Origin of the sequence: Corynebacterium sp. CCUG 61414, assembly GCF_024453945.1 — a bacterium.
In the GTDB taxonomy this organism is placed as follows: Bacteria; Actinomycetota; Actinomycetes; order Mycobacteriales; family Mycobacteriaceae; genus Corynebacterium; species Corynebacterium pseudogenitalium.
The window spans coordinates 225,679-239,259 of the sequence record NZ_JAGPYU010000002.1 but is presented as its reverse complement, the minus strand read 5'-3'; the positions used below and the strand labels follow the sequence as shown (position 1 = coordinate 239,259).

At 60.2% G+C, this 13,581-nt stretch carries 12 protein-coding genes; 8 read left to right on the top strand and 4 right to left on the bottom strand.

The window, feature by feature from the left end; translation table 11 throughout:
* Window positions 1-34 precede the first annotated feature (34 nt).
* From KBX14_RS03380 to KBX14_RS03365, 4 genes are read left to right on the top strand one after another with little or no spacing between them, the layout of a single operon-like run.
* On the top strand, window positions 35-1,204 hold the full coding sequence (locus KBX14_RS03380) for a molybdopterin molybdotransferase MoeA (RefSeq protein ID WP_070362634.1): 1,170 nt from the start codon (window positions 35-37) through the stop codon (window positions 1,202-1,204).
* Between the two features lie 9 nt (window positions 1,205-1,213).
* A complete protein-coding gene (locus KBX14_RS03375) occupies window positions 1,214-1,696 on the top strand; it encodes a MogA/MoaB family molybdenum cofactor biosynthesis protein (protein ID WP_070479507.1) in 483 nt (160 codons plus the stop codon).
* Window positions 1,686-2,177, top strand: a complete 492-nt coding sequence (locus tag KBX14_RS03370) for a molybdenum cofactor biosynthesis protein MoaE (protein ID WP_070479506.1) — start codon at window positions 1,686-1,688, stop codon at window positions 2,175-2,177. The genes KBX14_RS03375 and KBX14_RS03370 overlap by 11 nt, the downstream gene beginning before the upstream one ends.
* On the top strand, window positions 2,164-3,192 hold the full coding sequence (locus tag KBX14_RS03365; RefSeq protein WP_071573389.1) for a ThiF family adenylyltransferase: 1,029 nt from the start codon (window positions 2,164-2,166) through the stop codon (window positions 3,190-3,192). The genes KBX14_RS03370 and KBX14_RS03365 overlap by 14 nt, the downstream gene beginning before the upstream one ends.
* Window positions 3,193-3,205: 13 nt before the next feature.
* Here the strand turns inward: KBX14_RS03365 and thrB are convergent, their stop codons facing one another.
* The 4 genes from thrB to argS all read right to left on the bottom strand — a co-directional run bounded on the left by thrB (window position 3,206) and on the right by argS (window position 8,600).
* Window positions 3,206-4,135: a homoserine kinase gene (gene thrB, locus KBX14_RS03360; RefSeq protein WP_070362638.1), complete on the bottom strand. Its 930-nt coding sequence runs from the start codon at window positions 4,133-4,135 to the stop codon at window positions 3,206-3,208.
* A 30-nt stretch (window positions 4,136-4,165) separates the two neighbouring features.
* Complete coding sequence (locus tag KBX14_RS03355) at window positions 4,166-5,518, bottom strand: homoserine dehydrogenase (protein ID WP_070362639.1); 1,353 nt, start codon at window positions 5,516-5,518, stop codon at window positions 4,166-4,168.
* Between the two features lie 84 nt (window positions 5,519-5,602).
* The gene (lysA, locus tag KBX14_RS03350) at window positions 5,603-6,937 is read right to left on the bottom strand and encodes a diaminopimelate decarboxylase (RefSeq protein WP_256041838.1); all 1,335 of its coding nucleotides are present in this window, start codon (window positions 6,935-6,937) and stop codon (window positions 5,603-5,605) included.
* Window positions 6,938-6,947: 10 nt separating this feature from the next.
* Window positions 6,948-8,600, bottom strand: a complete 1,653-nt coding sequence (argS, locus tag KBX14_RS03345; protein ID WP_256041837.1) for an arginine--tRNA ligase — start codon at window positions 8,598-8,600, stop codon at window positions 6,948-6,950.
* 233 nt (window positions 8,601-8,833) lie between these two features.
* On the opposite strand from argS, the gene KBX14_RS03340 reads away from it, so the two are divergent.
* The 4 genes from KBX14_RS03340 to KBX14_RS03325 are packed head-to-tail and all read left to right on the top strand — an operon-like array spanning window position 8,834 to window position 13,517.
* The gene (locus KBX14_RS03340; protein ID WP_256041836.1) at window positions 8,834-10,510 is read left to right on the top strand and encodes an L-lactate permease; all 1,677 of its coding nucleotides are present in this window, start codon (window positions 8,834-8,836) and stop codon (window positions 10,508-10,510) included.
* A 48-nt stretch (window positions 10,511-10,558) separates the two neighbouring features.
* Entirely contained in the window at window positions 10,559-11,344 is a 786-nt protein-coding gene (locus KBX14_RS03335) for a (Fe-S)-binding protein (protein ID WP_071568621.1), read from the top strand.
* Window positions 11,341-12,870 (top strand): LutB/LldF family L-lactate oxidation iron-sulfur protein, encoded by a 1,530-nt coding sequence (locus tag KBX14_RS03330; protein WP_070479495.1) that lies wholly within the window; start codon window positions 11,341-11,343, stop codon window positions 12,868-12,870. Before KBX14_RS03335 ends, KBX14_RS03330 begins: the two co-directional genes overlap by 4 nt.
* 2 nt (window positions 12,871-12,872) lie before the next feature.
* On the top strand, window positions 12,873-13,517 hold the full coding sequence (locus KBX14_RS03325; RefSeq protein WP_070479493.1) for an LUD domain-containing protein: 645 nt from the start codon (window positions 12,873-12,875) through the stop codon (window positions 13,515-13,517).
* Window positions 13,518-13,581 lie beyond the last annotated feature (64 nt).

The window sequence follows — 13,581 nt, the reverse complement described above, 5'->3', positions numbered from 1 at the left end:
TAGCGAACTGGTGGTGGCGCGTAGAGTAGGCGCCATGACACGAACTACTGAGGAGCACCTGAATGCGGTGCGCGAGGCCGTCGGCCCTCGGCTTTCGGAGCGCATCAGCGTCGTTGAAGCTGGCAAGCAGCAGCGTGTGCTCGCGGCCGATGTTGTTGCCGTGCGCAAGCAACCGACCTTCGACAACTCGCAAATGGACGGGTACGCGTTGACGCAGGTGAAAGCGCACACAGCGACGATCGGCCCGACGATTGCCGCAGGCGCTGACCCCGACGAACTGTATCCAGAAGGCCTGCAGGGCGTTGTGGCGCCGATCATGACCGGCGCGAAACTTCCTCGTGGCACGGTAGCAGTCGTCCCAGTGGAGCGTTGCACCCCGCCGACGTTCGGGGCGACTGGTGAACCTGTCAAGATCCCTGAGGTCAAGCGTGGTCAGTTCATGCGCCTTGCGGGCAGCGATATCCAGCCCGGGGCTTGCATTGCACATCGCGGTGATGGGGTGACACCGGCGCTTGTTGGCGCCGCGATCAGCCAGGGAATCGAGACCGTTGAGGTCAAGCGCACTGCTCGCATCTTAGTGATCACGGGTGGCGCTGAGGTCTCCCCGAGCGACCAGGCCACAGGCCCCGCGACAATTCCGGACTCGAACGGTCCGATGCTTGAGGCGCTAGCCGCGCGCCATGGCATCGAGGTTGTAGCGCGCCTACTGACCAACGACGATCCTGAGGCACTCGAGCGAGAGGTCGCAGCAGCGGTCGAGGAGTACCAACCGGATGCGATTGTGACCTCAGGCGGGATCAGCCACGGCAAGTTCGAGGTCATCCGTCAGGTGTTTACGGATGGCTGGTACGGACATGTCGCTCAGCAGCCCGGCGGGCCACAAGGCATCTCTGCGTTTCACGGTGTGCCTGTGCTGAGCCTGCCAGGCAACCCGATTTCCACCATCGTGTCATTCGTCCTGTACGTCGCACCAGTGTTGGGACGCGCGCCGGCTCCCGTACGCGTTGCTATAGATACAGAGGGCGTTGGAATCGCCGGCAAGGATCAGTTCCTGCGCGGTGAAATTCGAGAGGGCCTTGTGCATCCGTACCACGGTACAAGCTCGCACCTGCTTACCCAGGGTGCCACCGCGACCTGCCTGATCCGCATTCCCGCCGCGGCTACGGTTCCCGCGGGTACACCAGTCATGGTCTATCCGCTGTAGATTGTGCCTATGAATACCAATCAACGTACTGCACGGGTTATCGTGGCTTCTACGCGAGCAGCCGCAGGTGTCTACGAGGACAAGTCAGGTCCGATCGCGGTCAGGTTCCTGCGGGAAGCGGGGTTCGACACTCCAGACGCCACCATCGTGGCCGATGCCGACCTTTCGGATGCGGTCCAGGAGGCACTCGGCGCTTCCCCGTCGGTACTGCTGACCTCGGGCGGAACCGGCATTACACCGGATGACCAAACGGTTGATATTGTGGAGCCTCTGTTGGACCGGCAGCTGCCAGGTATCGTGCACGCGTTCTGGGCCTATGGCCAGCAGCAAGTCGCGACGGCAGTGCTGTCGCGTGCTGTCGCCGGAGTGGCGGGTCGCACGTTTGTCATGACACTGCCAGGTTCACGCGGCGGGGTGAAGGACGGGTGTGCCGTACTCGCTCCCCTGCTCGACCACATCACTGCACTCATAGAAGGATCACATGAGCACTAGTTCACAACCAGCCTCTACTTCGGACCCACAGTTCGTCGCCGAGCAGGTCAATACCGTCATCGACGCACGCATTACCGAAACGCCGCTTGAGCAGTTCGCTGCGGATGCGGCCACGGCTACAATGACGCGCTCCATGGGTGCGCTCGTCCGCTTTGAGGGCGTTGTCCGCGACCATGACGGCGGGCAGGCAGTGCGTTCGCTGACGTACGAATCGCACCCCAGCGCCCAAGACGAGCTCCGCGCGATTGTCGAAGACATCGCCCAACAACACCCGGTGCGAATCTGGGCCGCCCACCGAGTCGGCTCCGTGCCGATCGGCGAGATGGCGTTCCTGGTCCTCGTGGCCAGTGCGCACCGCGCCGAGGCATTCGCCGCCTGTGAAGAGGTCACCAACAGAGTGAAATCACAGGTCCCAATATGGAAAGAGCAGTCCATGGCGGACGGCGCAACGCAGTGGGTTGGTATCGATGACGCTCGATGAGCGCTACCTACGGCAAACCACACTCATCGGTGAGAGGAAGCAGCAACAACTTTTCGACGCCCACGTCGTTGTTCTTGGCGCCGGAGGCTTGGGGTCTCCGACCCTGCTGTACTTAGCCGGTGCTGGCGTCGGCACGATCACTGTCATCGACGACGACCGGGTGGATCTGTCCAATCTGCACCGGCAGGTCATCCATACCACCGCTGCCATCGGTACCGCAAAGACGGCGTCGGCAAAGGCACAGATGCTGGCGTTGAACCCGGATATCAACGTCCGCACTGTATCCGACCGCCTCACCTGGGATAACGCACTGCAGCTGCTCAGTGACGCTGACATCATCGTCGACGGCACTGACAACTTCCAGACTCGCCACATCGCATCGCACGCGGCCACGCGCTTGGGCGTGCCGCACGTGTGGGGGTCAATCCTCGGGTTTGAAGCACAGCTCACGGTGTTTTGGGCAGGCCACGGGCCAATCTACGAGGACCTCTTCCCCGTTCCACCAGCACCAGGCAGCGTGCCCTCTTGTTCCCAGGCAGGCGTGGTCGGTCCACTTGTAGGCGTTGTCGGGTCCGCGATGGCAATGGAAACCATCAAGCTCATCACCGGACTCGGTTCGCCACTAATTGGCCAGATTGGCTACTTCGACTCACTCACAGGTATGTGGGAGTACATGCCGCTTGTCGCAGACCCAGAGGTCACTGAGCGCGTGCGTACGAGCGCACCTCCACAAGGACCGGCGGAAGTCACCACCATTCCGGAAGGCGCCACGATTCTCGACGTCCGCGAGCCCGAAGAGTTCGCTGACTTCCACCTTGACGGCGCCATCAATGTGCCGCTCGGCACCATTATCGATGGCTACACACCGCCAGAAGCGCAGCCCGGCACCATTGTGGTGTGCGCCCGAGGGGCGCGCTCAGCGCAAGCTGTTGCAGCGCTCGATGCGCGCGGTGTGACCGGCACAGCGAGCCTGCGCGGGGGCGTCGAACAGTTCCGCCCCCTTTCAGGCCTGTAACAGCCAGGACGGATTAAGCGCGGGTCAGCTCGCCGCGTACCGGACCCGCTACCTCGAGCTCGATGACGCGTAGTCCGGCCTCGCGGGCGTCGTCAAGCAACTCCTCGTCAACGTCCGTCGTGGTCAGAACCAGCGCGGTCGGGCCCGCACCAGAGACGAAGGCTGCGTAGCCGCGGTTGCGCAAGCGGTTGACCCACTCAGCGGTCACCGGCAGCACGTCGGCACGGTACGGCTGGTGCAGGCGGTCGCGGGTGCCCTCCCAGAGCAGCTCGGGGTGGGACTGGATGGCAACCGTCATCACCGCGGTACGCGACACGTTGAAACGCGCATCCGTGTGCGTGACGTGGCTCGGCAACACCTGCCGCACCGCGTTGGTCGAGGCGTGGAAGTTCGGCACCAGCGCCACCGCACGAATCGAGGGATCCACGGGGACCCCGACAGCCCGGTAGACCGGATGCGATACACCATCGACAGGAATCTCGGTCCAGGAGACAACCGCCCCACCGAGCACGGATGCGGCAGCATTATCAGGATGCCCCTCGAACGCCGAGGAAAGCTGCACAACTTCCTCTGTGGAAAGCGGGTTACCAGCCAGTGTGTTTGCCGCTACAACGCCTGCGACAGCCGCAGAGGCCGACGAACCAAGCCCACGAGACTGCGGGATGTTGTTCGTGCACACTACGCGAAGGCCTGGTACAGAAACATCAGCGGCTTTGAGGCCAGAACGAATCGCTTTGACTACGAGGTGGGAACCGTCGCGCGGCAGGTCCTCGGCGCCTTCGCCGAAGATCTCCACCTCAAGCCCGGACTCGATGACCTCAACCTCGACAGTGTCGTAAATGGAGAGAGCGAGCCCCAACGTATCGAAGCCCGGTCCTAAGTTCGCCGACGAACCCGGCACCGTCACAGTCGCCTTTAGGCCTACTTCAATGTCTGTCGCCATGATGTGCTCCTTGTCTGTAGGTATCTCAGCTTAGGCGTCTAGGCGGATCACCGAGTTGATTTGCTGCACATCCGGGTGCTGCGAGAGGCGCTCCACGATGTCACGCAGGTCCTTCTCTAGCGCCTTGTGCGTTACCACGATCAGGTGCGCCTCATCGCCGGACTCCTCCTGGCGCACTGCGGAGAGCGACACGTTTGCCTCCGCAAACTTTCGGGTCAGCTCCGCCAGCACACCAACGCGGTCGTTGACGGTCATGTTCACGTGGTAGCGAGTCGCCACCTCGTCGAAGCCGACCACTGGGTAGTTCGCGTACGGGTTCTCCGCTGGTGCACGGCCGCCGTGCACCTTGTTGCGGGCTGCACCGACCAGGTCACCCAGCACTGCAGACGCGGTAGGAGCGCCACCAGCACCGTTACCGTAGAACATCAGGCGGCCAGCGGCCTCAGCCTCGACGAAGATGGCGTTGTACGACTTATCAACGCTCGCCAGCGGGTGCTCATTCGGGATGAGCGTCGGGTGAACGCGAGCATTAACAGCAGTGGTCTTACCGTTTTCGTCGTAGAGGCGCTCACAGATCGCCAGCAGCTTAATCGTCTGGTTCGACTGCTTCGCCGCAGCAATATCCTCAGCGGTAATCTTCGTGATGCCCTCGCAGGACACATCGTCGAACGTGACTCGTGTGTGGAAGCCCATCGAGGCAAGGATCGCTGCCTTGGAAGCCGCGTCGTGCCCCTCAACGTCGGCGGTCGGATCAGCCTCTGCGTACCCCAAACGGGTCGCCTCAGCGAGTGCTTCCTCGTAGGTCGCTCCAGTCGAAGCCATCGCGTCCAAGATGAAGTTAGTCGTACCGTTCACAATGCCGGAAATGCGCTGAACCTGGTCACCGGCCAACGAGCGACGCAACATACCAACAACTGGAATCGCCGCAGCAACCGCTGCCTCATAATAGAGATCGACGCCTACTTCATTCGCGGCGTCGGCAAGCTCGGAACCGTGCGCTGCAACCAGCGCCTTGTTTGCCGTAACAACGGACTTACCTGCCTTCAGAGCAGACAACACCAGTTCACGCGGGTAGTCGATGCCGCCGATGACCTCGACTACAACATCAACGTCATCGCGAGTGATCAGCGAGCGAGCGTCATCAGTCAGCTCAATGCCTTGCACCTCAGGCGCATCCTTGTGCTTTTCCACGTTGGAGACCGCAACACCGCGCACCTCAAGTGGGCCACCGATACGCTGCTCAAGATTGTCAGAAAACTCCCGAATGAGGCGAAGCACCTCACTGCCCACAGTGCCTTTCCCCAAAATAGCGACACCGACCGGCTGACCAATTCCCTTACCTGGGTAATTACCGTTACGGCTCTCTGCAGATTCGACCGACATCTCTAGATTCTCTCCTACTTCGATACTGGTACGTTCAGCTACGGCGCAGTGTACCGCTTTGTCTATTTCGCACAGAATACATTCTTATTTATATTCACGCGAGAGAATGTCTTCAACAGTTTCTCGCCGCACCATCGGCTTGATCTTTCCAGCCCGGACCGCGACCACGGCAGGGCGCCCAAATGAGTTGTAATTCGAGCTCATCGGGTAGCAATACGCTCCTGTCGCAGGCATCGCGATCAGGTCGCCGCTGACAATGTCGTCCGGCCACTGAGCATCCTCGATGAGAATATCGCCGGACTCACAGTGGGAACCCACCACACGAGTTGCCACCGGCTGGCCGCCTGTAAACCTGTTGACCACCCGGCCCTCGTAGACGGCGTCGTAAAGCGCTGGACGAATGTTGTCGCTCATGCCACCGTCAACGGAAATGTAGCGACGCGTCTTGGTGTACGAAATCTCGACGTCTTTGACCACGCCCGCGCTGTATAGCGTAATGGCGGATGGCCCGGCGATCGCACGGCCAGGCTCGACAACCACGGTCGGCGACGAGATGCCGAGTTCACCGGCAACCTCGTCGACGGCAGCCAACAGATCTTTCGCAACCGCAGCAACGTCCAATGGCGCTTCTTCCTCAAGCTGCGCGATGCCATATCCGCCGCCAAGGTCCAAGTACTCAAGCGCAACGCCGCGCTCGGTCCAAATCTGCGCATACAGCGCAAGCACACGTTCCGCGGCGAGCTTGAACCCCTCTGCATCAAAGACCTGGGAGCCTACGTGGCAGTGCAGGCCGGACAGGCGCAGATGCTCCGCATCGATCGCGGCACACGCCGCCTGATAGGCAGAGCCAGACGCCAAGGAAATACCAAACTTTTGGTCCTCGTGGCTCGTCGCGATGAATTCGTGTGTGTGCGCGTCTACGCCTGGCTTCACGCGGATAAAGACCTCTTGGGTGGTCCCCATTTCCCCGGCAAGCTCATTGAGCTCTCGAAGCTCCTGGTGCGAATCAAGGACGACGTGCGCTACCCCAGAATCGATGCACAGCTGCAGAAAGCTGCGCGACTTGTTATTCCCGTGCACCGTAATCCGCTCTGGCGGAAAGTTTGCAGCAAGCGCAATGCGAAGCTCATTTTCGCTCGCAACATCAAGCGCGAGGCCTTCCTCGTCAACCCAGCGGGCAATGTGCGTGGTCAAGAACGCCTTCGACGCGTAGTGCACATGTGCTGGGTCACCGAACGCCTTTGCCATATCGCGACACCGCGAGCGGAAGTCGTCCTCATCCACCACCATGACGGGCGTACCGTACTCTTCGGCAATCTCTGGAAGGGGCACGCCAGCGATAGTCACGACCCCGTCTTCTTCTCGTCTGGTGTTGCGTGGCCATACGTGCGCGGGAAGCGCATCAAACGCTGCGGTCATGTACTTCCTCCTACATCCGTTCCGGCGCGCTCACGCCGATCATGCCGAGTGCGTTTGCAAGTACCTGGCGCGCTGCCATCGCCAGTGCAAAGCGCGCGGTATGCAACGGCTCAACTTCTTCGCCAGGCTTCGGCAGGATCTGGCAGGCGTCGTAAAACTTGTGGAAGGAGCTAGCTAGTTCCTCTGCGTAGCGCGCGATTCGGTGCGGCTCGCGCAGCTGCGCGGCGGTGCTCACCACCTCCGGGAACTCACCCAGGGTACGAATGAGGTCGCCCTCCTTTTCGTGCTCAAGCAACGCAACGTCCGCGCCGTCGATAGTGACGCCAGCTTCCTTCGCCTTGCGAGCGATGGAGCACAGACGCGCGTGACCGTACTGCACGTAGTACACGGGATTGTCGGAGGACTGCTTAGTCCACAGGTCAAGGTCAATGTCCAGCGTGGAATCTACAGAGGAGCGCACGAGCGAGTAGCGAGCCCCGTCAACGCCAATAGCGTCCACGAGGTCGTTGAGAGTGATGATCGTCCCGGCGCGCTTCGACATCTTGACTGGCTGGCCATCACGCACAAGGTTGACCATCTGACCAATGAGCACCTCGACAGCCTCAGGATCATAGCCAAGAGCCTGCGCTGCGGCGCGGAGGCGCGCAATGTAGCCGTGGTGGTCCGCGCCAAGCATGTAGATCGCAAGCGTGTGACCGCGGTCAAACTTGTCTGCCACGTACGCGATGTCGCCCGCGATGTAGGCGGCGTCGCCATCGGACTTCAGCACGACACGGTCCTTGTCGTCGCCAAACTGGGAAGAGCGCAACCACCAGGCGCCCTCGTTTTCGTACAGGTTGCCGTTGTCTTTGAGCGTTGTAATCGCCTTATCGACGGCCCCACTCTCAAACAGCGAATTTTCGTGGAAGAACACGTCGAAGTCCACGCCGAACTCGTGTAGGGACTCCTTGATCTGAGCAAACATCATTTCCACGCCTGCGGCACGGAACGTTTCCTGCACGTCTTCGGGGCTGCCATCAAGCGCATTCGGCTGCTTCGCCACAATGTCGGCGGCAATGTCATTGATGTAGGAGCCGCCGTAGCCGTCCTCTGGAGTCGGCTCCCCCTTTGCCGCTGCTACTAGTGAACGTGCGAAGCGGTCAATTTGGCCACCGTGATCGTTGAAGTAGTACTCGCGGGTCACCTCGGCACCGCTCGCCTCTAGCACGCGGCCAAGCGAGTCGCCCACAGCTGCCCAGCGGGTCCCGCCAAGGTGGATCGGGCCGGTTGGGTTCGCCGAGACGAATTCGAGGTTGATACGCTGGCCGTCAAGAAGAGATGAATTGCCGAAGGTCTCGCCTGCCGCCAAGATGTCCGCAACCAGCTGTCCCTGCGCGTCCGTGGCGAGGCGCAGGTTCAAGAACCCTGGGCCTGCGACGTCAGCTTCTGCGATTGCGGGGTTTTCCAGGAGGGCGTCGGCAAGCCACTGTGCAAGCTCGCGCGGGTTCGTACCGGCTTTCTTCGCCACCTGCAGTGCGATATTCGTCGCGTAATCGCCGTGCTCAGGGTTGCGCGGACGCTCGACGGTCACTGCATCGGGCACGACGGATGCGTCGAGATTGTGGTCGGAAAGCACCTTGACGGTCGCTTCATGAACTGTTGGAGCGAGATCAGCTGGAGTCATGGGCAAACAGTCTAATTCACGTGCCGGACATTCTCCCTATTCCCCCATAAATGCCGCGCGACCCCCATTTGACTACCCCCACCATAGGTACTGAAAACGCTACTAGCTTGAACTTCTACAGACCTCATCCATTTGTGTGACCTAGCATACTTTTTGGTTTTCTCATTGCAGATGTCACCACAGTACTTTGGGGAGGTATTTTGTGTAGCCCTCTGACTCCAAGGAGTGTCTCAGTGGACAAGTTTCAAATTATTACCGACGCAGTAGGGGGAAGCCTCGGGCTTTCTGCGCTCGTTTCCACGATTCCCCTTCTCACATTTTTCTTCATGCTGCTCGCGGTCAAGGCCCGCGCGCACACATCCGGCGCAGTAGCGCTGGTCGCAGCTATTGCAGTCGCCGTTTTCGGCTTCAACATGCCAACCGAGATGGCACTTGCGACTGCACTACGCGGCGGATTGTTCGGACTCTTTCCAATCGTGTGGGTGATCTTGACCGCGATCTGGTTTTACCAAATTACGGTTGCATCGCGTCGCTTTGAAGATCTTCGCCTGGTCTTTGACAAGATGGGCAGCGGCGACGTCCGCATCCAAGCAATGCTGATCGCGTTCTGCTTCGGTGGCCTACTCGAGGCCCTCGCTGGATTCGGCGCACCCGTCGCGATTACCGCGACGATGATTCTGGCGCTCGGCATCCCACCTTTGAAAGCCGCAACGGTAGTCCTGATTGCAAATACAGCGCCTGTGGCATTCGGCGCCGTCGCCATCCCCATTACCACCGCGGGCGAGGTCGGTGGCCGCACCCTCGAGCAAACGCAGAACATCGCCGCGATCGTTGGCCACCAGACCCCTCTGCTCGCATTCTTTGTTCCTTTCATCATCGCAGCAATTATCGACGGCTGGCGAGGCATCAAAGAAACCGCGCCTATCGCGGTGGCGATCGGGCTGAGCTTCGGCATTGCCCAGTGGTGGACATCGAACCACTTCGCCTACCAGCTCACGGATGTCGTAGCCTGCATCGTTGCCCTTGGGGCTGCCTTCGTGGCGCTTCGCTTCTGGAAGCCTTCGACTACTGCCGCTCTCCGCGAACGCCTCGGCTTGCCTGAGCACGAGGACAATACTGAACTGCCTGGCACCCGAGTCTGGATGGCGCTGATGCCGTACGCAGTCGTGGTTGTCGTCTTCGGTCTAGCGAACCTGGGCACAACCATCCCGCAGTGGCTGAGCTCGTTCAAGATCAGCCTGACATGGCCTGTTATCGAGCGCGGACTGCTCTTCAACCAGCTGGGTGAGCCAATCAACACCGACTACACCTTCGCCTACATCAACAACCCCGGCACGCTCCTGGTCATTTCTGGCCTCATCGTCGCTATCGCCTACATGATCTTTGACGGAAACGGTCTCTACCAGCTCAACTGGGCACAGGTGGGACGTGAGTTCGTCGATACTTTCTGGCGCATGCGTTGGTCATCCACCACTATCATGTTGGTGCTCGCGTTGGCCTACGTCATGAACTACTCGGGCCAGACCGTTTCGATCGGCGAGTTTTTCGCCAACATGGGCGGCGTATTCGCATTCGCTGCCCCAGTGCTTGGTTGGGTCGGCGTGGCAGTAACCGGCTCCGACACCTCCGCCAACGCGCTCTTCGCCAATCTGCAAGTGACTGCGGCGAATAAGTTGGGGCTGAACCCAGACCTGATGCTGGCGGCGAATACGACCGGTGGTGTCGTCGGCAAGATGATTTCGCCGCAGTCGCTCGCTATTGCCGCAACCGCTGTGAATATGGAGGGTAAAGAATCTGAACTCTTTAAGAAGGTCGCTGGCTTCTCGGCAGCATTCTTGGTAGCAGTGTGCGTAATTGTGTTCCTGCAAACCAACATACTGAGTTTTCTAGCCCCAACTGTTGTACCGTAGACGTATTACCATTATCTGTATCGTTCACGACCAACAAAGGAGTCCACATTGCGAGTAGCACTGTTTTCTACTTGTATCGGTGACGCCCTGTTCCCTGACGCGCACAAGGCTTCAGCGCTTGTTCTCTCTCGTCTGGGCTACGAAGTAGTCTTCCCTGAGGGCCAAACCTGCTGTGGCCAGATGCACGTCAACACGGGCTACCAGGAACAAGCTGTGCCGATCATCCAGACATACGCCGATGCGTTTGCCGACCCTTCCATCGACTATGTCGTGGCCCCCTCCGGCTCCTGCGCAGGCGCAGTTCGCGAACAGCACGTGCGCCTCGCCGAACGATACGGCAACAAAGCACTTGTCGACGGCGCTACGCAAGCAGCGAATAAAACCTACGAGCTCACCGAGTTCATCGTGGACGTCGCTGGCGTGACCAACCTCGGCGCGTTCTTCCCACACAGGGTGACTTACCACGAGTCTTGTCACTCTCGCCGCTTCCTGAAGGTCGGCGACCGCCCTTACAAGTTGCTTGAAGCCGTCGAAGGCATCGAGCTCGTGGACCTGCCGAACGTCGAAGAGTGCTGCGGATTCGGCGGCACCTTCTCGGTGAAACTGCCCGAGGTTTCCGCGGCGATGGTTTCCGACAAGGTGCGCCACATCAAGGAGTCAAAGGCGGAGTTTGTCACTGCCGGTGACTCCTCGTGCTTGATGAACATCGCTGGCGCGATGAGCCGCCAGCACAACGGCATCCGCGCGCTGCATATTGCAGAGATTCTCGCATCCACGAAGGAACACCCGTGGACGCCTACGACCGCTGCGTATTCGAAGGAGAAAATGCTGTGAAAGTTGCACTCGGCAAGCCAACGATGCCCCCAGTGGCGCAAGGACCGAACCACCTGCGTGGCTCGGAGCGCTTCGGACAGGCTGCGCACCACGAACTCGATAACGTTACGAAGCGTCGTAACCTCAACTACGCAACCACTGCTATTCGTGTAAAGCGTCAAAACGTTGTCGACGAGCTCGACGACTGGCAGGAGCTTCGCACCGCTGGCTCCACCATCAAGCAGGATGTTGCGGCTCGCATGCCTGAGCTGCTCGAGGAGTTCGAGCGCAACGTCACCGCGCGTGGCGGCCACGTCCACTGGGCGCGCGACGCCAAGGAAGCCAACGACATCATCGCTTCGCTCATTGAGGAGACAGGCGAGACTGAGGTTGTCAAGATCAAGTCGATGGCAACGCAGGAGATCGCGCTCAACGAAGAGCTGGAGAAGCGCGGCATCCACGCACAGGAAACTGACCTTGCGGAGCTCATCGTGCAGCTTGGTGAGGACTTCCCGTCGCACATTCTCGTGCCCGCAATCCACCGCAACCGCGAAGAAATCCGAAACATCTTCGTGGATAAGATGCCAAACACCGACGACTCACTGACGAACAACCCGGCAGAGCTCGCCGAAGCCTCCCGAACCTTCCTACGCGAACAGTTCATGAAGGCGAAGGTCGCGATCTCGGGTGCCAACTTCGGCATCGCGGAAACCGGTACCGTATCCATCGTCGAGTCCGAGGGCAATGGCCGCATGTGCTTGACCTTGCCGGAAACACTGATCTCAGTGATGGGCATCGAAAAGCTCCTGCCATCGTTCGAGGACCTCGGTGTCTTCCTGCAGTTGCTGCCACGCTCCTCCACCGGTGAGCGCATGAACCCGTACACCTCGCTGTGGTCCGGTGTTACTGAGGGCGACGGCCCGCAGAACTTCCACATCGTGCTCCTGGACAACGGTCGTACCCACGCGATGTCGAATGAGATCGGCCGCGAGGCGCTGAAGTGCATTCGCTGCTCCGCATGTCTCAACGTGTGCCCGGTCTACGAGCGCGCTGGTGGCCACTCCTACGGCTCGACGTACCCTGGCCCAATCGGCGCGATTATCACGCCGCAGCTGACCGGCATGGAGTCCGCCGAGGACCCGAACGCGTCGCTACCGTTCGCATCTTCCCTGTGTGGGCGCTGCAACGAAGTGTGCCCAGTGAAGATCCCGATCACAGACATCCTGCTTGAGCTTCGCCACCAAAAGGTAAAGGAGCACAAGCCTTTCCTGGAATCCACGGCCTTCGGCGCTATTTCCCTGCTGTGGGGCAAGCCTGCACTGTGGAACGCCGCAATGCACGTTGTAGCGCTGGGTCGCGTACTTGGCGGTTTCAAGGGCGAGATTTCCTCGATGCCCGGTTTCGTTGCTGGCTGGACCGACTACCGCGACGTAGCAGTTCCGCCGAAGAAGTCGTTCCGCCAGTGGTGGAATACGGACGAGGCGAAGGACCTCCTCGCTGAGGCCCGTCGCGAAGGCATCCCAGCTAATGTCAGGAAGGATGGCTAACAATGTCAAGCACCCGAAATGAAAGCGCGAAGCGCGAGATTCTTGACCGCATCCGCACTGCACAGAAGCTCTCCCATACCCCAGAGCACGTCGAACCTGTGCGCGAGTACCGCACCACCAGCGACCACACTCCCGAGCAGCTGCGCGAGATTCTCATCGATCGTCTCCTGGACTACAAGGCCACAGTTGTAGAGACAACGGAGGAGACCCTTGCCGCAGACATCGCCGATATTCTGGCGAAGCGCGAGGCAACCGAGATTGTTTACGCCCCGGGTCTCGACACCGCGCTGTTCGAAGAGTTTGCTGGCAGCGCCCGCCCAGACGACCCATCGAGCGATCCGCGTGAGCTCGGCACTATCGGTGCCGCAGTAACGGATTCCCACGTCACTTCAGCACAGACCGGTTCGATCGTGCTCGAAGCTGGCGAGCTGTGCGGCCGCCGTGCACTGTCACTGGTCCCCGATCGCCATGTGGTCATCGTCCGTCCAGAGTCAGTGGTCTACGGCGTGCCGGAAATGATCGCTCGCATCGATCCGGAAAAACCCGCTACCATGATTTCTGGTGGTTCAGCGACCTCAGATATCGAGCTTGTTCGTGTCGAGGGCGTCCACGGGCCCCGCGACCTGATCGTGATGGTTGTGAAGTAGAAACACACCGTCGACATTCCCTACCGATCAGCGCATCGGTAGGGATTTGTCTTTTCGCACCCCA

Bases quoted from the DNA above. Each gene is read 5' to 3' on its own strand.
- thrB (WP_070362638.1), bottom strand. From the start codon at position 4,135: ATGGCGACAGACATTGAAGTAGGCCTAAAGGCGACTGTGACGGTGCCG.
- KBX14_RS03370 (WP_070479506.1), top strand. From the start codon at position 1,686: ATGAGCACTAGTTCACAACCAGCCTCTACTTCGGACCCACAGTTCGTC.
- KBX14_RS03325 (WP_070479493.1), top strand. From the start codon at position 12,873: ATGTCAAGCACCCGAAATGAAAGCGCGAAGCGCGAGATTCTTGACCGC.
- argS (WP_256041837.1), bottom strand. From the start codon at position 8,600: ATGACTCCAGCTGATCTCGCTCCAACAGTTCATGAAGCGACCGTCAAG.
- KBX14_RS03355 (WP_070362639.1), bottom strand. From the start codon at position 5,518: ATGTCGGTCGAATCTGCAGAGAGCCGTAACGGTAATTACCCAGGTAAG.
- KBX14_RS03375 (WP_070479507.1), top strand. From the start codon at position 1,214: ATGAATACCAATCAACGTACTGCACGGGTTATCGTGGCTTCTACGCGA.
- KBX14_RS03365 (WP_071573389.1), top strand. From the start codon at position 2,164: ATGACGCTCGATGAGCGCTACCTACGGCAAACCACACTCATCGGTGAG.
- KBX14_RS03380 (WP_070362634.1), top strand. From the start codon at position 35: ATGACACGAACTACTGAGGAGCACCTGAATGCGGTGCGCGAGGCCGTC.
- lysA (WP_256041838.1), bottom strand. From the start codon at position 6,937: ATGACCGCAGCGTTTGATGCGCTTCCCGCGCACGTATGGCCACGCAAC.